At 51.5% G+C, this 25,540-nt stretch carries 21 protein-coding genes and 2 tRNA genes; 15 read left to right on the top strand and 8 right to left on the bottom strand.

Going from position 1 to position 25,540, the window contains the following annotated elements:
* The first annotated feature begins 1 nt into the window (after position 1).
* The 5 genes from speB (at position 2) to DSM117340_RS05525 (ending at position 6,431) form a co-directional block, all read left to right on the top strand.
* Positions 2-958, top strand: a complete 957-nt coding sequence (gene speB, locus DSM117340_RS05545) for an agmatinase (protein ID WP_089888439.1) — start codon at positions 2-4, stop codon at positions 956-958.
* A 235-nt stretch (positions 959-1,193) separates the two neighbouring features.
* The gene (locus tag DSM117340_RS05540) at positions 1,194-2,669 is read left to right on the top strand and encodes a hypothetical protein (RefSeq protein ID WP_089888437.1); all 1,476 of its coding nucleotides are present in this window, start codon (positions 1,194-1,196) and stop codon (positions 2,667-2,669) included.
* A 366-nt stretch (positions 2,670-3,035) separates the two neighbouring features.
* Positions 3,036-5,078: an ASKHA domain-containing protein gene (locus tag DSM117340_RS05535; RefSeq protein WP_089888436.1), complete on the top strand. Its 2,043-nt coding sequence runs from the start codon at positions 3,036-3,038 to the stop codon at positions 5,076-5,078.
* Positions 5,079-5,146: 68 nt separating this feature from the next.
* Positions 5,147-6,316, top strand: a complete 1,170-nt coding sequence (locus tag DSM117340_RS05530; protein WP_089888434.1) for a glycosyltransferase family 87 protein — start codon at positions 5,147-5,149, stop codon at positions 6,314-6,316.
* Positions 6,317-6,357: 41 nt separating this feature from the next.
* A tRNA-Gly gene (locus DSM117340_RS05525) sits at positions 6,358-6,431 on the top strand.
* 5 nt (positions 6,432-6,436) lie between these two features.
* Here the strand turns inward: DSM117340_RS05525 and DSM117340_RS05520 are convergent.
* On the bottom strand, positions 6,437-7,726 hold the full coding sequence (locus tag DSM117340_RS05520; RefSeq protein ID WP_089888432.1) for an ATP-binding protein: 1,290 nt from the start codon (positions 7,724-7,726) through the stop codon (positions 6,437-6,439).
* 39 nt (positions 7,727-7,765) lie between these two features.
* Between DSM117340_RS05520 and DSM117340_RS05515 the strand changes: the two genes are divergently transcribed.
* Together DSM117340_RS05515 and DSM117340_RS05510 are read left to right on the top strand one after the other, a co-directional pair.
* Positions 7,766-8,677, top strand: a complete 912-nt coding sequence (locus DSM117340_RS05515) for an MBL fold metallo-hydrolase (RefSeq protein WP_089888430.1) — start codon at positions 7,766-7,768, stop codon at positions 8,675-8,677.
* A 78-nt stretch (positions 8,678-8,755) separates the two neighbouring features.
* Positions 8,756-8,830 (top strand) — tRNA-Asn (locus DSM117340_RS05510).
* Between the two features lie 940 nt (positions 8,831-9,770).
* Here the strand turns inward: DSM117340_RS05510 and DSM117340_RS05505 are convergent.
* The 3 genes from DSM117340_RS05505 to DSM117340_RS05495 form a co-directional block, all read right to left on the bottom strand.
* Entirely contained in the window at positions 9,771-10,592 is an 822-nt protein-coding gene (locus DSM117340_RS05505) for a hypothetical protein (protein WP_354689915.1), read from the bottom strand.
* A 124-nt stretch (positions 10,593-10,716) separates the two neighbouring features.
* Positions 10,717-11,214, bottom strand: coding sequence for a hypothetical protein (locus tag DSM117340_RS05500; RefSeq protein WP_354689914.1), 498 nt, complete (start codon positions 11,212-11,214; stop codon positions 10,717-10,719).
* 71 nt (positions 11,215-11,285) lie between these two features.
* Complete coding sequence (locus DSM117340_RS05495) at positions 11,286-12,719, bottom strand: hypothetical protein (RefSeq protein ID WP_354689913.1); 1,434 nt, start codon at positions 12,717-12,719, stop codon at positions 11,286-11,288.
* A gap of 730 nt (positions 12,720-13,449) precedes the next feature.
* On the opposite strand from DSM117340_RS05495, the gene DSM117340_RS05490 reads away from it, so the two are divergent.
* On the top strand, positions 13,450-13,647 hold the full coding sequence (locus DSM117340_RS05490) for a DUF6538 domain-containing protein (protein ID WP_354689912.1): 198 nt from the start codon (positions 13,450-13,452) through the stop codon (positions 13,645-13,647).
* Here DSM117340_RS05490 and DSM117340_RS05485 read toward each other — a convergent pair.
* Positions 13,624-14,778, bottom strand: a complete 1,155-nt coding sequence (locus DSM117340_RS05485) for a hypothetical protein (RefSeq protein WP_354689911.1) — start codon at positions 14,776-14,778, stop codon at positions 13,624-13,626. The two genes, DSM117340_RS05490 and DSM117340_RS05485, sit on opposite strands and share 24 nt — an antisense overlap.
* 78 nt (positions 14,779-14,856) lie before the next feature.
* Entirely contained in the window at positions 14,857-16,020 is a 1,164-nt protein-coding gene (locus tag DSM117340_RS05480; RefSeq protein WP_354689910.1) for a DUF6538 domain-containing protein, read from the bottom strand.
* 219 nt (positions 16,021-16,239) lie between these two features.
* On the opposite strand from DSM117340_RS05480, the gene DSM117340_RS05475 reads away from it, so the two are divergent.
* From DSM117340_RS05475 to DSM117340_RS05455, 5 genes are all read left to right on the top strand, one after another.
* A complete protein-coding gene (locus tag DSM117340_RS05475) occupies positions 16,240-17,439 on the top strand; it encodes an integrase arm-type DNA-binding domain-containing protein (protein ID WP_354689909.1) in 1,200 nt (399 codons plus the stop codon).
* The gene (locus DSM117340_RS05470; protein WP_354689908.1) at positions 17,436-17,693 is read left to right on the top strand and encodes a hypothetical protein; all 258 of its coding nucleotides are present in this window, start codon (positions 17,436-17,438) and stop codon (positions 17,691-17,693) included. The genes DSM117340_RS05475 and DSM117340_RS05470 overlap by 4 nt, the downstream gene beginning before the upstream one ends.
* A gap of 404 nt (positions 17,694-18,097) precedes the next feature.
* Positions 18,098-18,286, top strand: a complete 189-nt coding sequence (locus tag DSM117340_RS05465) for a transcriptional regulator (RefSeq protein WP_354689907.1) — start codon at positions 18,098-18,100, stop codon at positions 18,284-18,286.
* 966 nt (positions 18,287-19,252) lie between these two features.
* Complete coding sequence (locus DSM117340_RS05460; protein WP_354689906.1) at positions 19,253-19,591, top strand: toprim domain-containing protein; 339 nt, start codon at positions 19,253-19,255, stop codon at positions 19,589-19,591.
* On the top strand, positions 19,584-20,705 hold the full coding sequence (locus tag DSM117340_RS05455; RefSeq protein WP_354689905.1) for a helicase RepA family protein: 1,122 nt from the start codon (positions 19,584-19,586) through the stop codon (positions 20,703-20,705). The genes DSM117340_RS05460 and DSM117340_RS05455 overlap by 8 nt, the downstream gene beginning before the upstream one ends.
* Positions 20,706-20,925: 220 nt before the next feature.
* Here the strand turns inward: DSM117340_RS05455 and DSM117340_RS05450 are convergent, their stop codons facing one another.
* Positions 20,926-21,558: a hypothetical protein gene (locus DSM117340_RS05450; RefSeq protein ID WP_354689904.1), complete on the bottom strand. Its 633-nt coding sequence runs from the start codon at positions 21,556-21,558 to the stop codon at positions 20,926-20,928.
* Between the two features lie 40 nt (positions 21,559-21,598).
* Here DSM117340_RS05450 and DSM117340_RS05445 point away from each other — a divergent pair.
* A protein-coding gene (locus tag DSM117340_RS05445) for an IS3 family transposase (protein WP_354689822.1) occupies positions 21,599-22,686 on the top strand; the annotation gives its coding sequence in 2 pieces (ribosomal slippage) (positions 21,599-21,851 and positions 21,851-22,686; 1,089 coding nt in all).
* Positions 22,687-22,719: 33 nt separating this feature from the next.
* On the opposite strand, the gene DSM117340_RS05440 is transcribed toward DSM117340_RS05445, so the two are convergent.
* Positions 22,720-23,286 carry a multicopper oxidase domain-containing protein gene (locus tag DSM117340_RS05440; protein WP_354689903.1) on the bottom strand — a complete coding sequence of 189 codons (567 nt, stop codon included), beginning with the start codon at positions 23,284-23,286 and terminating at the stop codon, positions 22,720-22,722.
* Between DSM117340_RS05440 and DSM117340_RS05435 the strand changes: the two genes are divergently transcribed.
* Complete coding sequence (locus DSM117340_RS05435) at positions 23,201-25,519, top strand: protein-disulfide reductase DsbD domain-containing protein (protein WP_354689902.1); 2,319 nt, start codon at positions 23,201-23,203, stop codon at positions 25,517-25,519. The two genes, DSM117340_RS05440 and DSM117340_RS05435, sit on opposite strands and share 86 nt — an antisense overlap.
* Positions 25,520-25,540 lie beyond the last annotated feature (21 nt).

Raw genomic sequence — 25,540 nt, 5'->3', positions numbered from 1 at the left:
CATGACCAAGAACAGCTACGACACAGGCCGCCTCAATCTCCCCTTCGTCGGGATAGCCACCTTCGCCAAGCGCCCCTACGAACCCGACTGGAGCACCCTTGAGGCCGATGTCGCCGTGCTCGGCGCGCCCTTTGATGCGGGCACACAGTACCGCTCGGGCGCACGCTTCGGCCCCCGCTCCGTGCGCGAAGCCTCCACGCTCTTCTCCTTTGGCCACGCAGGCGCATATGACCACGAGGATGACACAACCTACCTCACAGGCGATGTGCGCATCGTTGACATGGGCGATGCCGATATCGTCCACACAGACACCGCCACAAGCCACGCCAACATCGAGACAGGCGTGCGCGCCGCCCTTGCCGCTGGCGCGCTCCCCGTGGTCATAGGCGGCGATCACTCCGTCAACATCCCCTGCATCAATGCCTTTGAGGGTCAGGGCGATATCCACATCCTCCAGATCGACGCCCACCTTGATTTCGTCGATGTCCGCCACGGCGTTCGCAATGGCCACGGCAACCCGATGCGCCGCGCCGCCGAAAAGCCCTATGTCACGGGCCTCACCCAAGTCGGCATCCGCAATGTCAGCTCCACGACGCAGGAAGGCTACGAGGCCGCCCGCGAAATGGGCTCCGATATCCTCTCTGTCCGCCAGATGCGCAAGCTCGGCGCCGAGGCCACAGCCAAGCGCATCCCCTCAGGCGCCCGCGTCTACATCACCCTTGATATCGACGCCTTCTGCCCCTCCATCGCGCCGGGCACAGGCACGCCGAGCCACGGCGGCTTCCTCTACTACGAAGTGCTGGAGCTCCTCCAACACGTCGCCCAATCCCACGAGATCGTCGGCATAGACCTCGTCGAAGTCGCCCCCGACTATGACCATTCAGACAGCACAAGCATCCTCGCCGCACAGGTCCTGCTGAACCTGCTGGGGTTTGTCTTTGAGGCAAGGAAGGGGTGACGGGCTAGTGGGGGTGTGGGCTAGAAGCGGAAGTTAGCTGCGGGTGCGAACAGAATACATCAGGCTGCGTCAGGCCGTCATTTACAACTGACTTGCTTCATAGACCGATCCGAGATCACATTTTGTGAATTATCAGGCTAATGCCCTTTGGGATGAGCTTTTCCAGACCAGCAGAACATTGCACTAGAAGGCGAGCGCTTCCTATGTATAGTCTCCTAAAACGAGTGGAGTGGTTATGCGTAAGAAAAAGATTGATGAGATTAGCCTTGGCGCGAAGGACTTGGCTGCAACTGCAATTGAATTGCTTGAATTCTTTAATAGCTCTGGAAAGACTGGTTCCCCGTCCTTTGACGTGGCGAAAGCGATTCATGGGACGGACATCTCATATGCTGACTGTGTAAGCCGCATTGCATCGATGGCCGAGATTGCAGACAAATTCGGAAGCTCTAAACACTTCTTGATGGTTCCAGGAAATAGAATAGCGCAACTCAAGCAGAGAATTGATGAGACTCAAAGCCACCTAAACACTTTGGGCGGCCACTTCCGCCAGGTCATAAGTGCTGGTGGCGGATTTCTGCAGTTCAATTACGACAATTTCCACCTTCAAACAACCAACGGGCAAAACCATGATTTTAGAACCAGCTTCAAAAGTTTCAGTGACAGCACCGAAACACTATTGGATGCATTCTATTCGGTATTGACCGTCCTTAGGCCGACACGTTCCACTTACAGCTTCCAAGCGGCTGCAAATGCCTTGTCAACCATAGTTGAGTCGTCCAGCGAACAGCTACACAAACTGCATGAGGAGAATGCGGCTCTTAGGCAGGCAGTTGCAGCGGCCTCAGATCAGGTGTCAGCCGCAAAAACTCAAGCAAAAAGCGCCAAGGAAGCCGCAGCAGAAACAATCCTCTCAAGGGATGAGGGCGCCAAGGACCGAAACACCATAGCCGAATATCTTGCCGACGCCACCGAAAAGAAAGCCGCCATTGAGTCTGCACACACCGAAGCCTCTTCACTGAAAAAAGAAGTGGAAGAGTATAGAGTGAAGTTCGAATCATTCGACCAGCAGCTGGAAAAACGGAATAAGGATTTTGAGCAAGGAAAAGTAAATCAGGAACAACTGTTTGCGCATTTTGAAGGGCAAAAGCAAACGGCGAAAAGCCTGCTCGAGCAAATTGAGGGACTATTACCGGGCGCGACAAGCGCTGGCCTGGCCACAGCCTACAGCAGCCGAAGGGTTAAAGCTGAAGATAGTGCCAAACTATACTCGAAGGCTTTTTTTCTTGGACTAGTTGTGCTCGTGGTTTTAGCAGCAGCCACAGTTACGCAGACGATTAGCCTTTGGCCTTTCTACTGGGATGTCATAAAGATCGAGAGCGCCAAGGAGTATTTGGACAAAATTGTGTTTAAGCTGCCGCTCGTGATACCTGTTTTGTGGGCAATCTTGACGGTTTCGAAACGCCGTAGCGAAATGCAGCGTTTGGCGGAGGAATATGCGCATAAGGAAGCTTTGGCTCAGTCTTACCAAGGGTTCAAAAAACAAGTCGTTGAGTTGGGCAAAGGCGATGATGTGTTACTTCAAAGTCTTCTGGAGGTGATGCTGAAAGCGATTTCAAACAATGCTGCCCAGACCCTAGAGGGTAAGCATGGCGAGAAAATGCCAGTTCTAGAAGTAATCGAAGAAGCAGTCAAAAAGGCAGTTGGAAACTAGCCTGTGCCTGCTCAACCGATGCGCGCACAGCGAACGACAGGTAAGGTGGGGCGCACTGAAATAGACGTCTTGGTGAGTTAGCGAGCTCTAAGCCGAAACCACCCCCCACCGAACGCTCCATTACCTAATTTTCCGTTACCAAAACCCCGATTCAGGCGGTGCACGGGGTGTGCACGGGTTGTGCACGCTTTTCACCCCCCTGTTTTTGGTGGTTTGCTCAGAGCTTAACGGGCGGTTTCGCGGGCTTAACCATTTTGAAAATAAAATATGACGTTCCCAGTCAGCTTTTTGCCGCTCCCTGCCCTATACATTGCCGTCTGGCGCACTATCTTGCGCTCAAAGGCCACAAAATCAGGCAGTACATCCATGACCAAAGACCCCCTCGTCGTTTTCACTCCCTCGGGCAAGCGCGGGCATTTTCCTGTGGGAACTCCGATACTTACAGCGGCGCGTCAGCTTGGCGTTGATCTTGATTCTGTCTGTGGTGGCCGTGGTATCTGTTCCAAATGTCAGATCACCCCGTCCTACGGCGAGTTCTCAAAGCACGGCGTCACGGTCGCCGACAATGCGCTCAGCGAATGGAACGCCGTTGAGGAGCGTTACGACAGCAAGCGCGGCCTCCCCAAGGGCCGCCGACTCGGCTGCCAAGCCACCGTCCAAGGCGACGTCGTCATCGACGTCCCGCCCGAAAGTCAGGTCCACAAACAGGTTGTGCGCAAGCGGGCTGAGGCGCGGGATATCATAATGAATCCAACGGTTAAGCTCTACTATGTTGAAGTGGTGGAGCCTGACATGCACGAGCCGTCGGGCGACCTTGAGCGCCTGCGCGAGGGCCTCAAAGCGCAGTGGGACATTGACGTTCCAAAGGCCGATCCGCACGTGCTCACGCACCTGCAACAAGCCCTGCGCAAAGGCGCGTGGAAGGTCACAGTCGCCGTTCATCAGGGTCACAGCGATTCTGTGCCCTCCATCATGCAAGTTTGGCCCGGTTACTACGAAGGCTCCATCTACGGACTCGCCGTAGATCTCGGCTCCACAACAATCGCCGCCCACCTCTGCGACCTCCAGTCAGGCGAGGTCGTCGCCTCCTCGGGCCTCATGAATCCACAGATTCGATTCGGTGAAGACCTCATGAGTCGGGTCAGCTACTCTATGATGAACGCAGGCGGCGCCGCCGAAATGACCGCCGCCGTACGCGACGGAATGAACGCCCTCTTCACCCAAATCGCTTCCGAAGCAGAAATCGACCGCGCCCTCATCATGGACGCTGTTTTCGTCTGCAATCCCGTGATGCACCACCTCTTCCTCGGAATCGACCCCTTCGAGCTCGGTCAAGCCCCCTTCGCACTCGCAACGTCAGATGCCCTGCGTCTCGAAGCACGCGATCTTGAGCTAAACTTACATCCCTCAGCACGTGTCTATCTTCTGCCGTGTATTGCGGGGCACGTTGGAGCCGATGCCGCCGCGGTCGCGCTGTCTGAAGCCCCTGACAAGTCCGAAGATCTTGTCTTGGTCGTCGATGTTGGCACAAACGCCGAAATCCTTTTAGGCAACAAAAGCAAAGTTCTAGCCTGTTCATCTCCGACAGGCCCCGCCTTTGAAGGTGCGCAGATCACCTCGGGGCAACGTGCTGCCCCAGGAGCAATTGAGCGGGTCGAAATTAACCCAATCACAAAAGAACCCCGCTTTCGCGTCATCGGCTCAGATCTTTGGTCAGACGAAGACGGCTTTGAAGACGCAATCGCCACAACAGGTATCACAGGCATCTGCGGCTCAGGCATTATCGAAGCCATCGCAGAAATGCGCATTGCTGGAATTGTGGATGCTTCTGGCCTCATCGGCTCTACTGAGCAAGTCGGCACACCGCGGTGTATCAGCGACGGTCGCACACACAGCTACATGATGTGGGACGGCTCTGCAAAAGGCGGCCCAACCATCACGGTGACAAACCCTGATATTCGCGCCATCCAGATGGCCAAGGCGGCGCTTTACTCCGGCGCACGCCTGCTGATGGACAAATTTGATGTCGCAACCGTCGATCGCGTCGTTCTTGCAGGGGCCTTTGGCGCGCATATCTCTCCCAAACACGCCATGGTCCTCGGCATGATCCCAGATTGCGCGATTGAGAAGGTCACATCCGCAGGCAACGCGGCAGGAACAGGCGCGCGCATTGCGCTTCTAAATAGTAAAGCGCGCGAAGAGATCGAGGCGACGGTACGCAGGATCATCAAGATCGAAACAGCCGTTGAACCCCGTTTTCAAGAACATTTCGTCAATGCATCAGCGATCCCAAATTCTGCGGAGCCCTTCCCGATATTGGCGACCGTGGTCACGCTACCTGATGTCAGTTTCAACACAGGTGGAGAAGCTGGCGGTGACGGGGGCCGTCGACGCAGACGGCGCGGCTAGGCTCTGGTTTACACCTAACCTCTGGCTGGAGTAGGCTCGCCTTGTAACACGTATGCAGGCGGGCCTTGATGTCACAGCGCAGTCTTTTCATGGTCCTAGGCCTTCTTGTGGCACTTATCGGCCTCACAGCTTTGCGCATCGGTTTGCCCGAACTCTTCGGAGTGGACGAGGTTTCAGCCGACTACATGATTTTTCATCAAGTCGGGGAGCTGGCAAATCTTGGCCGCATCGCCGAAGCCTATGACGCCGCCGCGTTCAAGGCCTATCAAGCCAGCCGAACAAACAGTACAGTCTTTATGACATGGACTTATCCGCCCCATTTTAACCTCCCCTTGCAAGGCTTCGCGCTGTTCGGTGTCGGCTGGGGCTATCTGCTCTTTACTGGTTCAAGCTTTGCGCTCTTTGTCTGGTCTATGATGCGCCTGTCTCAAGATGCTACGACATGGGTTCTTCCGCTTATTCTCCCCGCATTAGTGATCAACTTGCTGACAGGGCAAAATGGCTTTCTTACCGCGGGCTTGATGGCTCTTTTTGCGGGCCTTTCACTCACAGAGCAGCGCGGCAAAGCGGGGTTCGTGCTTGGCCTTTTAACATATAAGCCCCACCTCGGCCTAGGCCTTGGCCTTGCCGCCCTTTTGCGCGGAGGCCGGCGTATGGTCGCAATAGCAACGCTGACTCTGCTCGTTTTACTTCTGCTCGCGACATTGCTCTATGGCTCCGATATCTGGAGCGCCTTTCGCAACAGCCTCTCAACCTCTGGCACAATCCTGGAAGCTGGTGAATACAAACTCGCTCGCATGATCACACCTTTTGCTTTGTTTGCCTCTGTCGGACTTGCCCCCTCACTCGCCATACTCCTTCACGGCGGCTGCGCGCTCTTAAGTCTGCTAACGCTCGTCTGGGTCGCGCTCAAAGGCTGGCAGCTCCGCCACATCATCGTACTCGCCATTCTCACAGGCACAACTCTCAGCCCCTATGCCTATGACTACGATCTCTGCGTTCTCGCACCAGCTCTTGCGCTCGCATACCAAGCCATCAAAACAGAGCTGACAGTCATCCTCCGCGCAGTGCTCGCCGCGTCACTCTTGCTCGCAACAGGCTATGGGCTGACCACAGCGTTGTTTGCGGGTGCCTTGGGTGATGCTGGCTTCGGGCTGCCTGCCCTTGCTGGTCTCGGCCTCATTCTGACTATAGGCATCACGTTCCATGCCATTAGGCGTTTTGAGGCCAACGCATAGCGCTTGACCCTCCCCAACGGGAAAGCTAATCAGCCAATCGCGCGGGTATGATGTAATGGTAGCCTGTCAGCTTCCCAAGCTGAACGCGCGGGTTCGATTCCCGCTACCCGCTCCAGCTTTTCAGCGCCCAATCACAATATCCGCACGCAAACCGCCCAGATCGGTGCTTTCACTCAGCCGCAAAATCCCGCCGTGAGCGCGCGCCACATCCATCGCAATCGAAAGCCCAAGACCAACTCCAGACCCCTTGTTCTGATTTCGAGCCGCATCAAGGCGGGCAAACGGCTTGAGCGCTTCCTCCCGATCATCGACCGCTATGCCCGGACCATCATCTTCAACTCTGATCCGCAGAGCCCTCTCAGTCAGCGCCACCGAGACAACCGCCTTGTTGCCATAGCGCACTGCGTTTCCAACAAGGTTTTCCACGGCCCGTCGCACCCCGATGCGACGCAAAGTAACAAGGCCACTGCCCTCGCCTTCCAGCGCGCCAAGAGTCACATCTTGCCCGACGCGCTCACAGTCTTCTACGATCGCACGAACAAGCTCAAAGGGGTCACAGGCTTCTGCCTCACCCTCCGAAGCCCCCTTGGCAAAAGATAGAAACTCGTCCAGCAAACGCTGCATCTCAGTGACGTCGCGTTCCAGAGGCTCACGGTCCTCGTCTTCCAACAAGGAAAGTCCAAGCTTCATCCGTGTCAGAGGTGTGCGCAAATCATGGCTCACGCCAGACAGCATAAGCGTTCGTTGCTCAATCTGGCGCTCGATTCTGTTACGCATATCCAAAAAAGCGTGCCCCGCCGCACGCACCTCAATTGCGCCAGAGGGGCGGAAATCATTCACTTGTCCGCGGCCAAATGCTGCTGCAGCCCTCGCCAGTCGCTTGATTGGGCGCAGCTGATTGCGCAAGTAAATATAGGCAATCATCGTCATCAAAACGCCAAACCCAATCATATAAACCAACAGCTGATGCGGATTTGACGCCGACACACGCAGCCTGTCAAAACTCAAGACAACTGGCCCCCGCTCCGTATCGACCTCGACACGCAGCACGCGTCCGTCAGGCAGATCAATGGCTTGCACACCGTCCAACATGCCAAAAAGCTCTCGCCTGACGATTAAACCTGAAAAGTCATACCAGCGCCTGCGCTCTTCAATTATTTCGCCAGCCGCAAGCTCAATCTTCAAAGGCGCGGCCAACTCACTCACACCTGCTGTATCATACTGCGCAAGCACAAGCCGAAGTTCTATCGCCATCGAGCGTGTCATTTGGGTTGTCACGTCATCAAAGTGGCGCTGAATAAAGATAATAGAAACAATAAGCTGAAGGCCGACAATTGGGACAATCAGAATAAGCGCTGCCCGCCCATAGAGCGAGCGCGGCATATAGTGTTTGAGCCATCCAAAAAACATGCCTAAACCTAGCGAGGCACGCGCAAAGAAGGAAGAGCCATGAGCGATCTGACAAGCTTTAATCCACCCGTTGGTCAAGCGGAGTGGCTTGAGCCCAATCTGCGGCGTGTTCTGGCCAACAACCCCTCCCCCATGACCTATCGGGGCACAAACACATATCTGCTCGGCAAGGGTGACATAGCGGTGATCGATCCAGGCCCCAACACTGCAGAGCACCTCGCAGCAATCCTCGCGGCGCTAGAGCCCGATGAAGCGATAACCCACATTTTCGTCACCCACTCACATATTGACCACTCGCCCCTAGCCGCTGACCTCTCAAAGGCCACAGGCGCGCCTGTGCTGGCCTTTGGCGACAGCTTGGCAGGGCAAAGCGAGATCATGCGACACCTCGCGCTAAACGGCCTCGCAGGCGGCGGCGAAGGTGTCGATCCTGACTTCGCCCCAGACATCTTGCTGCAGGATGGTGAAACCGTCAGCGGGGCAAGTTGGGCGCTCACCGCCCACCACACGCCTGGGCACTTCGGCAACCACCTCTCTTTTGAATGGGATGACGCGCTCTTCAGTGGTGATTTGGTGATGGGTTGGGCCAGCTCCCTTGTCAGCCCCCCTGATGGCGATCTGAGCGACTTCATGGCCTCCTGCACCCGCCTCGCCGCGCAGAGCTGGCGTGTATTTCACGCAGGCCACGGGGCGCCCGTGACAAACCCCGCCGAGCGCCTTGCATGGCTCATCAGCCACAGGCAGAGCCGCGAAGCGCAAATTCTTGCAGCCCTCAGGGATGGCCCAGCCACAGCAAAGAGCCTGACTGCACAAATCTATTCTGACACGCCTGCCGCGCTCCTGCCTGCAGCCGAGCGCAACGTCTTTGCGCATCTCGTTGATTTGAAGCAAAAATCACAGATTGCAGCGCTGCCCAGCCTTAACATAACAGCCCAATTTAGCCTTCTCTGAAGCGCGGCCATTTTTTACACGAAAACCAACAAAATACGCTGGACGCCCCCCAAGGGTGTTGTTATATCCCCCAAATATTCCGGCGTAGCTCAGCGGTAGAGCAGTTGACTGTTAATCAATTGGTCGTAGGTTCGATCCCTACCGCCGGAGCCAAGATAGAGAGAGCCTGACGCGCAAGTGTCAGGCTCTTTTCTTTTTAGCCTCACCCGCCAAGTAAACGCTGCCCAATACATCATGTAGTTTATAGCACGGATGCGCGCGGGCAGCCTCCAATCATGCGCCTCAGTGCTACCTTCAGGGCATCAAGCTCAACGTGATTAAACGACGAAACAGATGCCCTGTTTCGGGCGATGTCATTTATATTTTTTCTGGAAAATGGTGCCCCCACACGGGGATGGCTCCGCCAGTAGGCACCAAGGTTAAGCATTAACCTCATAAAACAAGGCTACTGTCTCATTCTGATCTCTGCAACAGGCGTAAATTGGTCTACGGTTTGGTCTACGGTTCAAGTTTAGGGCTACTGAACCTGAACGGTGCATTTAGGCGTCCCTATGACCCAAGCTGCCAGAGACTCTCAGTGAGTCATGCAGGGCGATGCTGCTTGTGCGCTAGGTCGGCTGGCGGATGAATCTAATGGGCCTGTACGAGCCTTACAGAGTCTCTCAGGGGCATTCAGCACTAGGGGGCGAGTGCCACCCCACCCTATAGGGGATATCGTATACAGGCCTGGCCCAAGATTGGTGGTGAGGAACTGTAAACCTAGCTGCATGCAGGGCGTTTAGGCCAAACTTGACTGTTTCATGAGAGCAGAGGGAGGATGGTTTATGTGCTAACTATCACAGCATTTGGTGATGCTGAGCGGTACTCTGAGTTTCTACACAGTAGTCGCCCAATGTCATTGCCGTGCAGCTTGTCGATCACAGTCAGCCTGACTGATTAAATATATACTGGTAATGGAATAGGCCTAAGTGATTATTCTTGATTAGAAGGTGATAGTTGCCATCCTATTGAGGTGATGGATGTTTGGATGAGAGGGAACTCAATAGGAGTATAACTGTAGACTGTTTTTGGGGTAAGATAACTGACTTAAAGACTATGTTTCGGTTTTTTTTATTTTATCTATTAGTTGAGGATTTTTTTTGAGTTCGGATATGATTAACTTGTTGATATTACGAACAGCTTTTTTAATACTTATACCGTGTAAGTTTCTTAGATCTGATTTCGAAAGAAAAAGACTGATTGTACGTATTGACCTTTTTTCAGAAATCGCTCTGACTAGTGTGCATACAGATGCAATTTCACTGGCTTCATCGCCTAGCTGAATTGAAATGTCACACTTAAATGTTGCTGTTTCTGGCATGTCCTCATGTCTGTTAGTCACTAACCGTAGTAGGTCACTTTCAATATATACTTGAAATTGTTTTGAGAGGTGATCAACTAAATATACGGTAAAGGTATCTAAGGCGGCAGATGCAGTTTGCATTGCAAGCTTTTCGTACTCTACCTGCTGGTCATCAATTTCTTTAAGATCTTTTATTTTTTTCAGTGCTGAACGATTTGTGAGTGCTGGGGTCAGTAATCTTATTTTTCTCTGAAATTCTATTTTTTTTGATCTTGGTATTTTTTGCTGACTTACCATTGATTTAGAAGCGGCAAGCTTACGGCCAGCAGCATAACTAATACTGCTTTTGTCAGACATACTGTGGTTACCTTTAAAAGAACCAAAAACGCCTAACGCAAATAATAGACCAAAGCCTAAAATGACAATTTCTAATGGTATTGCTCCTGTTATAATTAACACAGCAACAAACAGCAAGATTCCAGCGCCTAACAGAATTGGTATCAACTCAAAAATAGCTGGCAACAGAACAAGAATGAGGAGTGCGAGCAAAATACCACCAGCTACCGCTAGCATACAAAAGACCTTTCAAAGTTGAGCGGGATGCATCTACTGCGTCTGAGACATGTGCTCATTTGTTGTAAAATAACAATACTGATCATAGTGAGTTTTTCAATTTTGAATATTTTCAGAAGTCACGTTATTCTAACGGAAGTCGCATATAAAGCGTACATTTCTCTCTGACATTTTCACAATACATTGGATGCACCAAAGCCACAATGCTTGGTTCTCCATTGTCAGAATATGTGATTTCGGCCTCCATAGCAGTAAATCTGACTAAGAATTCATCATTGTACACAGCGATCCATTCAGTGCCGCCGCTACCCTGGCGGATGTTACCCATTTCATGCAGGTCCCAACCATGCTTACACTCAATCATACCCATGTCGATCAGTTCGACTTCAACCTGTGCCTTTGAGGGATCGCCATAAAACTTGCTCGCATCCCAAGGGATCTCGACCATAAAACCCGGCCTTTGTAGGCAGAAGATATCGTAGCGCTCAGTGAGGTAAGATCGCTCGATGGAACGATACCTTTCGATTGCAAAGATCGATCCGGGTAATCCATCGGCCAGCGATGCAGTTGAGCAGGATGCCATCGTTATGAAGGCCATCCATAATACGATAGTCTGATACATCTAGCGAATTCCTTGTTGGTCTAAGGTTTCAATTGTTTGCTCAGATATAGCCTGTCTTCTAATGACGTGCATCACCAGGCCTCCAACCGGCTCATGTATCCTTCACATCTTACAACTTGCTTCGGCTCAAAGCCTGGTTGCTGCCCAGTGTTCTCATAAGCCGTAAACCATTCATCCAGACCAATGCCGTCTTTTTCAGTAAACATGAACCGCCGTGTAGCTGTCGAACCAGCTTTGACCATCTCAGCCCGTAATTCCAAAACGTGAGCAAATGGTACGATAAAGCTATCGTGCAGGCATAGGATAGGGACGCCTAGGTCCGTAAAGTGATCAATGACATGCTCGGCTATGCAACTGTCTATGTACATCAGTTCAAGGCCTTTACCTGTGCACATAAATGGTGCCAAATCAGGATACTCATCGATGAAAGCATCAAGCAGTTTGGATAGTTCGACGTTAGTAAGTTTTTTGGCGGAATGTCCTGTTGGTTGATCACCACGAAATGCAGAGAACGCTGTTTTCCTGTCACTGGCGTTAAGGGCCATAAGCACGAGTTGTTTCACCACAGAACGCTGATCAAGATCGTTTCTATTAGGGAAGATAGACTTGCTTAAAGTATACGGATCGTAGTTCGACTTCTGTTTAATTTGAGCCAAAAGAAGAGCAACGTGCATCGACTTGTAGTCGATCTCAATGGTGGGTTTGTCGTTGATCATGATATCGCTACGAAGGTCTTTGTCGATGAGTTGCCACCATCCTCCATAGAAGCGGCCGCCTAACCCCCAACTACCTTTGTTGAACACCCGCTTAACAAAGATGTTCCTATGATCAATATGGATCCGAACCTGCTCACCTTGCCGTGGACCCTTTGTAATAACTCTATCGATGAAAGGCTGTTCCAATGAACAGATATCCAGATGACTGCGTCTTAACAGGTCATTGTAGGCTAGCAGGACTGCCCGCATCTTCGCCGTGGCATCAGTATCTGTATATTCTAGCTTCGGCTTAGAGATTGATATCTCCGTATCAGCATCGCCTCGCAGTTCTAACACTTCCTGAGAGTGATGGAAGAATATGGCAGGTAAAGGAACTATAATGCTGTGGAAGATATAATGAAGTCTGTCAGTGGCTCTAATCCGAGATAGTCTCCCCTCATAACCTTTGTGGAATTCAAGGTATTCGAGATGAACCAGCCTCCGTACGATATCTATCATTTGGGATGATAGATGGAGGGCGTTGTACCTGCTATTCGCTTTCCAGCCAGACATTGACATGTGAACAGCAATGTACATCGTGGGGTCGTTCACCCAACAAACATACAGATCTAAGAGTAGTACTTTTAAATGGGACTTCTTGGTAGCCTTTGGCTTTGGACCACGACGGATAACTTCAACAGGTTCAAAGTAAGTCTCCCACAGTGCATCGACTAAGTGGTTAATCTCAGGGTAATCGGACCATAGATGAACATCTAGCGGACGAGAGTTGTTTAAGTTGTCTGACGTCATACGCTGATCAATTCCTATTCAGTCACCTCACACCTCAATAGGATGGCAACTATCACCTTCTAATCAAGAATAATCACTTAGGCCTATTCCATTACCAGTATATATTTAATCAGTCAGGCTGACTGTGATCGACAAGCTGCACGGCAATGACATTGGGCGACTACTGTGTAGAAACTCAGAGTACCGCTCAGCATCACCAAATGCTGTGATAGTTAGCACATAAACCATCCTCCCTCTGCTCTCATGAAACAGTCAAGTTTGGCCTAAACGCCCTGCATGCAGCTAGGTTTACAGTTCCTCACCACCAATCTTGGGCCAGGCCTGTATACGATATCCCCTATAGGGTGGGGTGGCACTCGCCCCCTAGTGCTGAATGCCCCTGAGAGACTCTGTAAGGCTCGTACAGGCCCATTAGATTCATCCGCCAGCCGACCTAGCGCACAAGCAGCATCGCCCTGCATGACTCACTGAGAGTCTCTGGCAGCTTGGGTCATAGGGACGCCTAAATGCACCGTTCAGGTTCAGTAGCCCTAAACTTGAACCGTAGACCAAACCGTAGACCAATTTACGCCTGTTGCAGAGATCAGAATGAGACAGTAGCCTTGTTTTATGAGGTTAATGCTTAACCTTGGTGCCTACTGGCGGAGCCATCCCCGTGTGGGGGCACCATAATTCAAGTCAAAGCATTGTAATACCTCACTAATTCGACTGATCGAGTGAGCCGTAGACCATGCTGGCAACCAAATCTAATAGCTATACGTTCCAAAAGGACGGTATCTGGTATTTCTCCCGTAGAGTTCCCGCTGATTTACGGCGGCATTATCGGACGGGTAGGATTGCTTACTCGCTAAGGACTAAGTCCATTAGGGATGCCCGTGTTAGGGCGATGAATGATGCTGCTAAGTTAAAACTGCTTTGTCAGCCCTAGGTTCAAACCCCAACCGCTCGAAGAGTTTTGAGTTTGAACTTGGGTACCAATAATACTGCTTCCACCTGAATTCCAGCTGCGAACCACGGATGCGTTGAGATAATAACCACCTGAGAAATCCCTAACGTATCGCATGCGCAACTCTTTGGTGATGTTGTCTGAGAAGCTGGTTACGTCAGAACCACTAGCCACATCATTTGACTGAGAAACCAAGTAATTACCACTCACGGTGAACTCAAAATTAGAACCAGTGAATATATACTGCGGACCGAAAGAATAGTTTTGTGGCGATCCCTCAAAATCATTGCCGTCAAACGAAGCAGTTACCCCAAATCTCGAATTATCATGCCTCAAATAAACAGCACCACCTGATCCAAAGCCATTAAACTGTTCCTCAGTAGCTGTCGCCACCCCATCAACCGAGGAACGACTTATCGAGGTAGCGCTATGAACATTTATGGAGCCGTTTGCTTCAAGTGATCCAAACGTCTCGCTGTATCGCAATGTTGCTCCAACATGTTTTATACCGTTAGGAAGATGCTTATCGCCCCAAAGCGCAGATATACGGCCAGAAAGCATTACATTATCTGTAATGAGACTTGACGCCTCGAAGTGTACATCCCGTTGAGTTTGATTGGCGGAGGCACTTTTATCTTGCGAAAGCGAGACCTTTATTATGCTGTCATCAGATAGCAAATATGAGCCAGAAACTCTCAATGAAACTGCATGATTAGTATCGTATCTCGTATCAAGGCCCGCCCAAGTATCCTGTGAAGTGACACCACTCCAATCAGTGTATCGAACTGACGATCCAAAGCTTAGTCCGTTAATATGAGGTGTAACGAAGGTAATGCCAAAGCCATACTGATCCATATCGCTAGACGAGGTGAATTGGGCGGTTTTACACTCACTACCGATACATCTCAGGCTCGTGCTGTTACCCACTGAAGCAGTATCACTTACTGAACTGTCAAACGACAAGTCATAATAATTACGTTCAAGTGGGAGAAACTCAGGGCTATAAAAGCCTGGTCTATCCTCAGCTACGAGAAGTGATGGTGCGCTAATTACAAATGCAAGAACGGCGATCAGCCTATGGTTTTTGGGATGGTATTTGTTAAAAAGTTTCATAATGATATCATCCTCTAAACAACTGACGCAAACAAGCGACAAAGTGCTTTGCCGTTGTTGGCTTTCTCAACGGTGGGCTCACAAAAAGTTGGTTTGTTTCAGATATTGACTGAGAATTTTCGTTGAATACCCTTCTCCATACGATGCCCCCACTCCTTGGGTAAGCCAACCACCAATTTGGTCAATCACATCACTGGGACATTCAACTGCCCTCAACCTATCTCGCATTGAGTGACGGAAGCTGTGAATGGTGTAGCCTGCGCCAATCTTACCTTTGAGCCACTTGTTCAATGCAGCGCTTGCTGAGTTTGCGTTGGTTCTCTCCCCATCATTGTAGTTGGGGAATGCAAACTCACTATCAGCAGGTTGGGCCAGTATGCGTTCTGCGGCCCACTTAGCTGATCCGACTAACGGGATTACTCTAGTGCTGCTTGCGGTCTTCAAGGATCGCCAAGGATGGGGCCTGATGTTGACGCACAGGATGCCGTCTTGCTCAATGAAGTCAGACCTTAACAGCCCAGCACCTTCGGCTAAACGCATCCCAGTGTCAGCTATTAGGGCTATCAGCCAGCGCTTCTCATCATCAGCCTTATAGCACTCTGCCTGAACCTTCTTGATGTCCTCAGGCTTTACTGGCAGCCGCTTCTTAACCCCAACACTATGATCAAAATAGACGTTTGAGAATGGGTTGACAATTGCTAGCCCAAACTCACTTAAAGCTAAGTTTATAACGGCTCTTACAGTTCCAAATATCCTTGCCACAGAAGCCCCGTTGAGACCCTTAGCAAATAGATAATCACGGAACTTGGTAGCATCAGACCGCACATAATCGTGGAGGTCTTTCATCCCACAGCAATCAATCAGATAGCCGCAAGAACGCCTCACAGCAGCTTCAAAGGTTGGAGGGCGGTCGTTGCCCTTCAGGCGCAGATAAACAGCCACGGCAGCCTTAAACGAATGATTATCGATAGAAGCTACAGTTGCTGGCTCCTGAACAGCATCTGCTAGCAAATGCTTGCCTGGCAAATCATCAGAGGAGATTCGCAGGATGTGCCAATGCCTGTCTAACTTAGCAGCATCATTCATCGCCCTAACACGGGCATCCCTAATGGACTTAGTCCTTAGCGAGTAAGCAATCCTACCCGTCCGATAATGCCGCCGTAAATCAGCGGGAACTCTACGGGAGAAATACCAGATACCGTCCTTTTGGAACGTATAGCTATTAGATTTGGTTGCCAGCATGGTCTACGGCTCACTCGATCAGTCGAATTAGTGAGGTATTACAATGCTTTGACTTGAATTATGGTGCCCCCACACGGCACCAACCCATTGTTTTTATGTGTTTTTAATTGTCTATCCGTAACGCTATCCACCTTTAAACGTTACGAAATGTGCCCATCCATGTCTTGACCTGTCCATCCGTATCTCGCAAGCTAGGGTGGATAATTGGGTGGATACAAAATGCGCGCGAAGAACAAGCTTTCCGCAGGATTCATAAGAACCGCTCCTGCTGGCAAGCACTCAGATGGAGCAGGCCTTTGGTTGATCAAACGCGAGGATGGTGGCGCTCAATGGATGCTACGTGTGACCGTTCACGGCAGGCGGCGCGAGATGGGATTGGGCGGCCATCCTACTGTGGGATTGGCCGATGCTCGCAAACTGAGTGAGCGCTGGCGCAGTATGGCAGCAGCAGGCCGTGATCCAATAAAGGAACGTGAAGCTGAGAGACGTGCCGCAAGACGTGAGGACATATCGCTGTCAATCATAACTGAAGATGCGTTCGAGGCTCGAAAGGCTGAACTCAAGGACGATGGCAAAGCGGGTAGATGGTTAACGCCACTTAGTCTTCACGTCTTGCCCAAGCTCGGCAAAGTACCTGTTACCGATATAGACCAACGTGACATCCGAGATACGTTAGCTCCCATTTGGCACACCAAAGCTGATACAGCACGCAAAGCAATGAACAGGCTCTCAATTGTTTTACGTCATGCTGCGGCACTGGGCTTGGACGTAGACTTGCAGGCGACCGAGAAAGCAAAGGCGCTGCTTGGTAAATCTCGCCATGTGGCAAAGCATATCCCCGCCATGGCTTGGGCTGATGTCCCCGCGTTTTATGCCAGCCTCAAAGAGCCGACACTTACACATTTAGCTCTAAGGCTATTAATCCTGAACCCCGGAGTACGCTCAAAACCTTTACGGCATCTTCGCGTTGAGCAAATTGAGGGGGAAGTTTGGACCGTACCTGAGGGTGATATGAAGGGCCAGAAGGGTAAGGCCCCTGCCTACCGCGTGCCTCTATGCAAGGAGGCCAGATGTATAATTGAACAAGCGCGCCCTCATGCACGCAATGGCTACCTATTCCCAAATACACGAGGTGGCGTGATCAGTGATATGACCCTTTCAAGGTTGATGGAGCGGCGAGGCTTGGAGGCAAGGCCCCACGGTTTCCGTACGTCCTTACGAACGTGGCTGGCGGAGGCTACAGACGCCCCCCACGAAGTTGCCGAAGCGATGCTATCTCACGCCACCGATAGCGGTGTCGTTCGTGCCTATCGCAGAACAGATTATCTCGAGCAGCGTTTGGCGCTAACTGAACGATGGGCTGACTATGTGACGGGCGGCGATGGTCAGGTCGTGAAGCTTGTGGGAGCTGCAAAATGAAAAATGAAAAATCAGACAAAATCCCTTCTACATCCGCTACTTCCGCTACACATGATGCAGGTTTAACGGGCCTGTTGGGTGGATCAATAGATCCTAACGACCCCTCTGCGCTAGTGGGTCTCGGAGTGGGGGTAACTCCGCGCGCGAAAGACTTGGTCCCGAAGGGTTTAGAGTTTGAACGTCAGGAAGAACTCACTGCGTTCATTGAAAATGAGTTAGCCAAATTAGCAGCTGATGAGACTGCCATCAATTAAAGAGCGGTAATTCTGATAAGCTAAGAATCTTTGACAAGAGGCACAAGGGACCACCTGTCTACAGGGTAGTATACAGTACACCCAGGGCTAGCAGGAGCCTTAGTTGATTCTGCCAAATGATAATTCCAGCGATTTAACGAGACGATTAAGGCACAAGAAGAGGCTATCAACTTCATGCGGCAAATTCATGAAATCTTTTTAGAAAATAAAAATAGAGAAAAGAAACTGTTTCGCTCTGAAGCGGCCTACCATTCGAAACCCAGTCTCAAAAGGCTTAAAAGAATTTCCCCTTGAGAAAAGGCCTCTTAATAGAAATGGTGTGCATTTTTGAGCATTTTTCTTAAATTACAGCGATAACTTTTAAGGTTAACGATGCACCAAGAACAACATCTTGGAGCATGGAAATGCAGACTTACCTCACACTCACAGAGCTTAGCTCAAAACTCGGCGGCCGTTCACGCTCTGCCATTTACCTCGATCTCGCCCACGGCCGGCTGCCGCCGCCAATCAAGCTAGGCGGCCGCCTTTACTGGCCAGAAGGCGATGTGGAAGCACATTTACGCGCGCTTCATAGTGGCGAAGCGCCCAAATGAGTGCGTCAGTGCCAACCTTTTCCAATAGTAGCTTGGATCACTCACTACAGCGGGCTTCACACAGGGAACGAGACGATAATTATTCTAGGATCGTCGACCTTCTTACACCTCGCTGGCGTATAATCGTCTGCAAGCATGGCATCCAATGGATCCTGCAGAAGCGCTCTGTAGAGCCCCCGAACACAGGGACGTGGGCTGGCAAGAGCTATGCGACAACTCGGGGAGGCCTCATGGCCGCCTGTTCGGGGCGAGGTTTGCTCTTTGAGCCAACTGCGCACTTAACGCTTGAGGCCCTGCCCTCTCACATCCGCAACTACGTTTTCGAGCACTACCGCTCATAAAGAAACCGCGCGCTCGAAAGCACGCGGTCCAGTAACGCAGGTTAAACTTGGGGAAGTAACAACCTGCTTTGCTTGTACCACGTCTTTCAGAGCGCCTCAACAATTGAGGTTATCGATGCAAATTGATTTTCCACTATCACCCAAAGCCCGCAAAAGCGGGACAGGCTGGATAGATGTATGCCCAGCACATAATGATAGATCACCGTCATTGAGCGTCAACGTCGGCGCTGACGGCAAGTTACTTCTACACTGCTTTGCCGGATGTAGCTTTGACAGCATCATATCTGCCGCTGGTCTAACTGGCTCAAAGGCATACCGATCAGTTACACGATCAGATTTGAAGGCGATACAAGAGCAACAACGGCAAGAAGACGTCCGCAGAGCTGCCTACTGTCGTAAGCTCTGGAAACAGGGGCAGCCCATAGAGGGCACTCTATCACAATCGTACTTGGCATCGCGCAATATACACCAGTGGAGCGCCACACAGCGCCACCATCCAAGTTTGATCTACGCCAACACTGGTGAACCATTACCTGCGCTCCTAACGGCCGTTCAGCGTCAAGGTAAACTCGTGGGGTTACACAGGATTTACTTAAATACTGATGGCACAAAGAGAGACAAGCTTATGCTTGGTAAGTGCAAAGGTGGAGCGGCTCGCCTGATCGGGTCTACTGGTCCACTGATTGTCGCTGAAGGCATAGAGACCACGCTGGCACTACCAGAATTGCATAAATCTGATCACGGGCGCTATTGGTCTGCCCTCTCAGCGAGTGGCATCAAGTCACTCGAACTACCCGCAAAGCCGGATCAACTCATCCTTGCAGCAGATGGTGATGCTGTTGGCCTGTCAGCGGCTGAGGAACTCGGTGCGCGTGCGGCGCGTATTGGATGGAACGTAACTCTCATGCAGGCACCAGACGGCAAAGACTGGAACGACATCTTGATGGAGCAATACAATGGCTGAATTTGACATTTCCCAAGGCACAAAGATCAGCAATCCACGAGTGGAGCAGATACGAACCGCTTTAACTGCAGCAACCGACACCAGCTACATTGAACACCAGCCCTATCTCGTAAAGTCATGGCTTGATCTAGATGCCACATCTCTCGTTTACGGGCAGTCCAACGTAGGTAAATCCTTCTTCACGCTCGATGTGGCCTTTCATGTGGCGGCCGGCAGGCAATGGAACGGCTGCAGAGTCACCCAAAGCCATGTGATCTATTTGGCAGCAGAAGGTGGTACAGGCTTCTCAAAGCGGATCAGAGCTATTGCGAAGGGCAAGCCCGATTTGTTTGACGCTGCAAAGGAGAGCTTCCATCACTTACCCCTACAACTTGACCTGCACGGCGTTGAAGACGTGGAGGCGCTGCTAACAGCCATAGGTGAACGCCCCGTCGATATGCTCGTCGTAGATACGCTGGCAATGTCATTTGGTGCAGGCAATGAGAATGATGGAAAGGATGTCACTCAGTTCCTCACCCACATTGCAGAAATACGCCAAAAGCTTGGTTGCCACGTCATGCTTGTCCACCACAGCGGCAAGGATCAAGGCAGAGGGGCACGCGGGCATAGCGGCTTACGTGCAGCCGTAGATACTGAGATAGAACTTACCGCCGATGGGTTGATGAAGGTCGCAACCACCAAGAAGCAGCGCGATCTAGAGGGCGGCAAAGTCGCAGCCTTCACCTTGAACACTGTAACATTGGGGGTCGATCCTGATGGTGACCCCTCCACCAGCTGCACTATTGAGCCGCAAGATGCTGCTGAACTGAAGCGCAGCAAGACTCGATTGCTTAAAGGCAGCAATCAAGTAGCACACCAAGCTCTACACGATGCGCTCAAAAACAAGGGCTGCAAGATGACAAACTCAGAGCATTATCCATCCGGTCGAAGGGTTGTTAACGCAAAAGCTTGGTATGATGAGTTCAAGCTGAGGCGAGCGAAAGACGACGTCAAGGAAGACAGCATCCGTACCGCTTTCACACGTGCTCGAAACTGGCTACAGGACCACGACTATACTCGCGAATATGATGACAAAGTGTGGTTCATTGATGAAGCGGACAGACAAGACATTTAGCGGACACGTCCGACCCATGTCAGCGCCCCATGCAGACGGACAGACACGGACATCCCCCTATAGGGGTGTCCAGTTGTCCGGTGGTGGAGATTGGACGTTGGGGCGACTGCTTGCAGCGCCCTGCCCTTGCTCGTAACTTGTTAGGCATCCATCAATTTACGCAACAATGCAAAGGGGCAGACGCCGACCGCCCCTTGCTTTGTACGTTTATCCGCCTTGCTTAGAACTTGTGCTCAAGCTGGAACTGGAGGCTAGAGCGTGTGCTATTGCCCACACGGTCAGCGACGATCGCTGCGTTTACTGACGTCAGGCCATCTTGCGTGCTGGACGAGATGCCTAGCTCTGCGCCAAAACCACAGTTGTTTGTCGTGCTCGCCACTTGGACACGTTCACACATCACGCGGGGTGCGAAGCTGAGGGTCGAGAGGCTTTCAGATGGCTTTTGCCCATCCAGTGACACTCGGAACTCCGGACGGAACATGATGGTTGCTGTAGAGACGCTCCCAGCATCGAGGCTGAGGGTGTCATCCGTTAGGCCGTAGGCGACACCTGTGAAGCCAACACTGCCAATAGTGGTTCTGCCGTATGCGACGCTTAGCTCAGGCAGTATGTCATAGCCATTCTGTTCAATAACACCCGAGATTGCAGCACCAAGTGCCACTGTTTGAGTTGTGTAGTCACTCGTTAGGTCAAGTATATCGTCCGCCATCTTCATGTCGTTGCGACCAGCACCCAGTGACGCGAAGCCATCCAAGAGTAGGTTCTCCTGCAAGGCATGCACGAAGTATCCTCCAACGTTGACGCCATATTTGCGCTGGGTCCGGTAATCCCCCCGCAAATTAGTGGTGTTCAACAGTAGAATTTTCTCGGCATGATATCTGAGGAGATTTTTGATGAAGAACGGACGATTTAGCGACGCGCAGATCATGGGTATTTTGAAGCAAGCGGAGAGCGGTGTGCCTGTCTCTGAGCTGTGCCGTGAACATGGGATGAGCAGTGCGAGTTTTTACAAATGGCGTGCGAAGTTCGGCGGCATGGATGCTTCGATGGTATCGCAAATGAAGGCGATGGAGGCTGAGAACCGTCGTCTGAAGCGGATGTATGCTGAGATGAGCATGCAGAATGATCTGCTGAAGGAAGCCCTTGAAAAAAAGCGGTAAGGCCGTCTCAGCGACGCGAGATGGCCGTAAACGCGGTGAGAACGAAACAGGTCAGCATCGCGCTGGCGTGCCGCGCCTTTGAGATCAGCGAAACGTGCTATCGTTATGAGCGCAAGTTTGACGATGAGAATGCTGAGATCGCGGATTGGTTGGTACGCCTGACGGCCAATCGCAAGACGTGGGGCTTTGGGTTGTGTTTTTTGTATCTACGCAACGTCAAAGGCTATGAATGGAACCACAAGCGCGTGTACCGGATCTACTGCGAGTTGGAGCTGAACCTGCGTATCAGGCCGCGTAAGCGGCTGAAACGGCCCAAGCCGGATGAACTGGCAGTGCCGGAAGCCCCCAACCACACATGGTCGATGGACTTTATGCAGGATCAGCTGGCGGATGGGCGAAAGTTCCGGACCCTCAATGTGTTGGATGATTACAACCGAGAGGGCCTGGGCATTGAAGTGGACTTCTCGCTACCCGCCGTGCGTGTTGTGCGCAGCCTGAACCAGATCATCGAATGGCGCGGCGCGCCGGAGGTAATCCGCGTTGATAACGGCCCAGAATATGTCAGTGGGCTGCTGAAATCATGGGCTGAGACGCGTGGCATTCACATTGAATACATCCAGCCAGGAAAGCCGCAACAGAACGCCTACATCGAGCGCTACAATCGCACGGTGCGCCACGAATGGCTGGATCAGAACATCTTTGAAACTATCGAGGAGGCCCAAGAACAAGCAACCGAATGGCTCTGGACTTACAACAACGACCGGCCCAACATGGCCATCGGCGGCATCACACCCGCTATGAAACTGAAAATCGCCGCGTAGTTCTACAGGCGGACCCCATTAAAAATGGGGGGATTACCCCACACCTCCAAGTCGACCAGCTGTTGCAAAATGTTCTGGTCTAAATTCATCGTCAAAATTGCCGCTGACATCAAGTAGCACATTAAACAACATCACGGTAATGTCGCGATCGACATCCGGCGGAACGCTTTCCTCAACAATCAAAGGACCGAACAAACCCCGAGACACCTGATCATACGAAAGATAGTGAGAATGATACCAATATGTGCCTGCATCCGGAACAGAGAAACGATAGTTGAAAACGTCGCCCGGGGCTATCGGATCTTGGGTCAACACATTCACGCCATCCATGGCATTTGGCAATCGAATGCCGTGCCAGTGGACCAGCGTTCCATCGTCAAGGCCGTTTTCCACTTGCACATTCAACTTTTCATTCTGGCGAAGTCGAATTTCCGGACCCGGAACCGATCCATTGAAACCAAGCATCTCCAATCTGTGCTGACCTATTTTCGCGACTGTTGGGCGCGGCTGCAAAGTGACCTGTGTTGTCGCGCCAAACAAAGAGACCGGCAATACAGTAGCGCCCGTAGCGAGTAGGACCTGTCGCCTGCTTAACTTCATTTTCCTAGTCACCCAAACATGTGCATCCATTCTCAAAGGATCACACTGTACGCTATTTATTAAGGGGTGGGAACGCAGACATAATGATACATTTCAGTGCTCTTCAACCCCGGTTACACTGATTACTATTTCCCCTCATTGGCTTTGGAAGATTGGTGGCTTTGCGATGATCTCAACACCCTTGCGTATCGCGATGATCTTGGTTTTCACGCTTTCAGCGCCTTTGGTATATGCGGCAAGCTCTGACAGTTTTTCTAACGCAGCACTCACAGCGCGTTTGGTTTCTGTAGAAGATGGTGTTGCGCCCAATGCAAAGACATTATCGCTGGGATTGGACTTAAAGCTAGGCAAGGGCTGGAAAGCCTATTGGCGCTCCCCGGGCGAAGTTGGCTTGCCTCCGGAAATTGACTGGAGCGGGTCCGAAAATCTGGCAAGCGCCGAGTTGTTGTGGCCAGCACCAACCCGCTTCACAGCATTCGGGATCGAAAATTTCGGCTATAGCAAGCACGTATTGTTACCTATCCAAGCAGTCCTGATCGATAGCGGTACGTCTGCAAACCTGACGGCGCATGTAAGTTTACTGACCTGTTCTGATATCTGCGTGCCAAATGATTTTACGCTCAATCTGACAATACCTTCGGGCCAAGGCATTGATACGAAAGCTGCGGCTCTGATAACTGAATTCGCACAAAAGGTTCCCCAGACACCCGAGACAAGCGATATCGCAGTTACGTCCGCGTCGCTCATTGAAAAAGCGCTGATTGTGACGGCGCGAACCACTTCAGATTTCCGTTCGCCCGATGTCTTCCCTGAGATGGGGCCTTATTTCACATTTGGTCTACCAGATATTCGCCTGAACGCATCAGGGACAGAAATGTGGGCGCGTTTACCGCTTTTGGCAGGGGAAGATGTTATCCCTGAGATCACTATTACAATTACGGATGGCGTACGCGCTGTCACCGACAGTCCTGCGTGGTCTATCACCCCTGCCCCCGCCCCTTACGAAGTTGCGAAACAGTCAACGAGTTTCTGGCAAGTGTTGTCGATCATTGGCTTTGCGTTTCTAGGAGGCGTGATTTTGAATGTTATGCCCTGCGTTTTGCCTGTGCTCTCGATAAAACTAGCATCAGTTTTGAAACATGAAAATCGCCCGGCACATATTGTGCGTGGTGGGTTCTTGATGTCAGCCTTGGGCGTACTTGTGTTCATGTGGGTCCTTGTCACCATCGTTTTGATGCTGCAAGCGGCCGGATTAAGTGTGGGCTGGGGGTTACAATTTCAAAGCCCCGTTTTTTTGTCGTTAATGTTCATGGTACTTTTTGTATTCGCGGCAAATCTGTTTGGCTTTTTCGAGATATCTTTACCCTCTTCAATACAAACCCGGCTTGCCACTTCGGGTAGCCGCGACGGGTATGCGGGTGATTTTGCGACAGGGGCATTTGCCGCGATCTTGGCAACGCCCTGTTCAGCACCTTTCTTAGGAACAGCAATCGCGTTTGCGCTGACGGGTAGCTCGTTTGATGTATTGATAATTTTTACGTCGCTCGGACTTGGCCTAGCCCTCCCTTATCTCTTGTTTGCGGCGCGCCCAAGCTGGGTCACGCATCTGCCAAAGCCTGGCCGCTGGATGGTCGCTGTCAAATGGGTGCTAGGCGCATTGCTTGCGACCACTGCTATTTGGCTATTGTGGGTTCTAATAGGCGTTGCTGGGATCAGGGTCGCAGGGGTTGTGTCTGTTCTGACGCTTGTTTTTCTACTTTGCTCCATACTGCCTGCGCTCGGCTTACGTTTGCGCGCGCTTGCACTTACTGCGGTTGCTGTTCTGGCGCTCATCACTCCCTTTGTGATGGTCCAAAAGGGCGCTGAACGTAGCTTGTCTCAGAACTGGACCGAATTCAATCAAAGTGACATTCCACGTCTGGTCTCACAGGGAAAGACGGTTTTTGTAGATGTAACGGCCGACTGGTGCCTTTCGTGCAAGGTCAACAAAGGTTTGGTGCTCGATCGAGAACCTGTCGCCACTTTGTTGCGTTCCGAAAACGTAGTCGCAATGCAAGCGGATTGGACCCGCCCAAATTCAGACATTGCAACGTATTTGGAGACACAAAATCGCTTCGGCATACCATTCAATATTGTATATGGTCCAAGCGCCCCAAACGGAATTTTGTTGTCTGAAATATTGTCGATTTCTGCTGTCGTGGACGCGTTAGCAACGGCCAGACAACGTAAATGAGCCTATTCATCTAGCGAGAGA

This window comes from Lentibacter algarum (genome assembly GCF_040580765.1).
Taxonomy (GTDB): domain Bacteria; phylum Pseudomonadota; class Alphaproteobacteria; order Rhodobacterales; family Rhodobacteraceae; genus Lentibacter; species Lentibacter algarum.
This window is presented reverse-complemented; position numbering and strand designations above follow the sequence as displayed.

Coding starts and splice junctions, on each gene's coding strand:
- DSM117340_RS05475 (WP_354689909.1), top strand. CDS start 16,240: ATGCGCGCGAAGAACAAGCTTTCCGCAGGATTCATAAGAACCGCTCCT.
- DSM117340_RS05520 (WP_089888432.1), bottom strand. CDS start 7,726: ATGTTTTTTGGATGGCTCAAACACTATATGCCGCGCTCGCTCTATGGG.
- DSM117340_RS05460 (WP_354689906.1), top strand. CDS start 19,253: ATGCTTGGTAAGTGCAAAGGTGGAGCGGCTCGCCTGATCGGGTCTACT.
- DSM117340_RS05495 (WP_354689913.1), bottom strand. CDS start 12,719: ATGACGTCAGACAACTTAAACAACTCTCGTCCGCTAGATGTTCATCTA.
- DSM117340_RS05500 (WP_354689914.1), bottom strand. CDS start 11,214: ATGTATCAGACTATCGTATTATGGATGGCCTTCATAACGATGGCATCC.
- DSM117340_RS05505 (WP_354689915.1), bottom strand. CDS start 10,592: ATGCTAGCGGTAGCTGGTGGTATTTTGCTCGCACTCCTCATTCTTGTT.
- DSM117340_RS05485 (WP_354689911.1), bottom strand. CDS start 14,778: ATGAAACTTTTTAACAAATACCATCCCAAAAACCATAGGCTGATCGCC.
- speB (WP_089888439.1), top strand. CDS start 2: ATGACCAAGAACAGCTACGACACAGGCCGCCTCAATCTCCCCTTCGTC.
- DSM117340_RS05465 (WP_354689907.1), top strand. CDS start 18,098: ATGCAGACTTACCTCACACTCACAGAGCTTAGCTCAAAACTCGGCGGC.
- DSM117340_RS05470 (WP_354689908.1), top strand. CDS start 17,436: ATGAAAAATGAAAAATCAGACAAAATCCCTTCTACATCCGCTACTTCC.
- DSM117340_RS05480 (WP_354689910.1), bottom strand. CDS start 16,020: ATGCTGGCAACCAAATCTAATAGCTATACGTTCCAAAAGGACGGTATC.
- DSM117340_RS05530 (WP_089888434.1), top strand. CDS start 5,147: ATGTCACAGCGCAGTCTTTTCATGGTCCTAGGCCTTCTTGTGGCACTT.
- DSM117340_RS05540 (WP_089888437.1), top strand. CDS start 1,194: ATGCGTAAGAAAAAGATTGATGAGATTAGCCTTGGCGCGAAGGACTTG.
- DSM117340_RS05440 (WP_354689903.1), bottom strand. CDS start 23,286: ATGAAGTTAAGCAGGCGACAGGTCCTACTCGCTACGGGCGCTACTGTA.
- DSM117340_RS05515 (WP_089888430.1), top strand. CDS start 7,766: ATGAGCGATCTGACAAGCTTTAATCCACCCGTTGGTCAAGCGGAGTGG.
- DSM117340_RS05535 (WP_089888436.1), top strand. CDS start 3,036: ATGACCAAAGACCCCCTCGTCGTTTTCACTCCCTCGGGCAAGCGCGGG.
- DSM117340_RS05490 (WP_354689912.1), top strand. CDS start 13,450: ATGCTGGCAACCAAATCTAATAGCTATACGTTCCAAAAGGACGGTATC.
- DSM117340_RS05455 (WP_354689905.1), top strand. CDS start 19,584: ATGGCTGAATTTGACATTTCCCAAGGCACAAAGATCAGCAATCCACGA.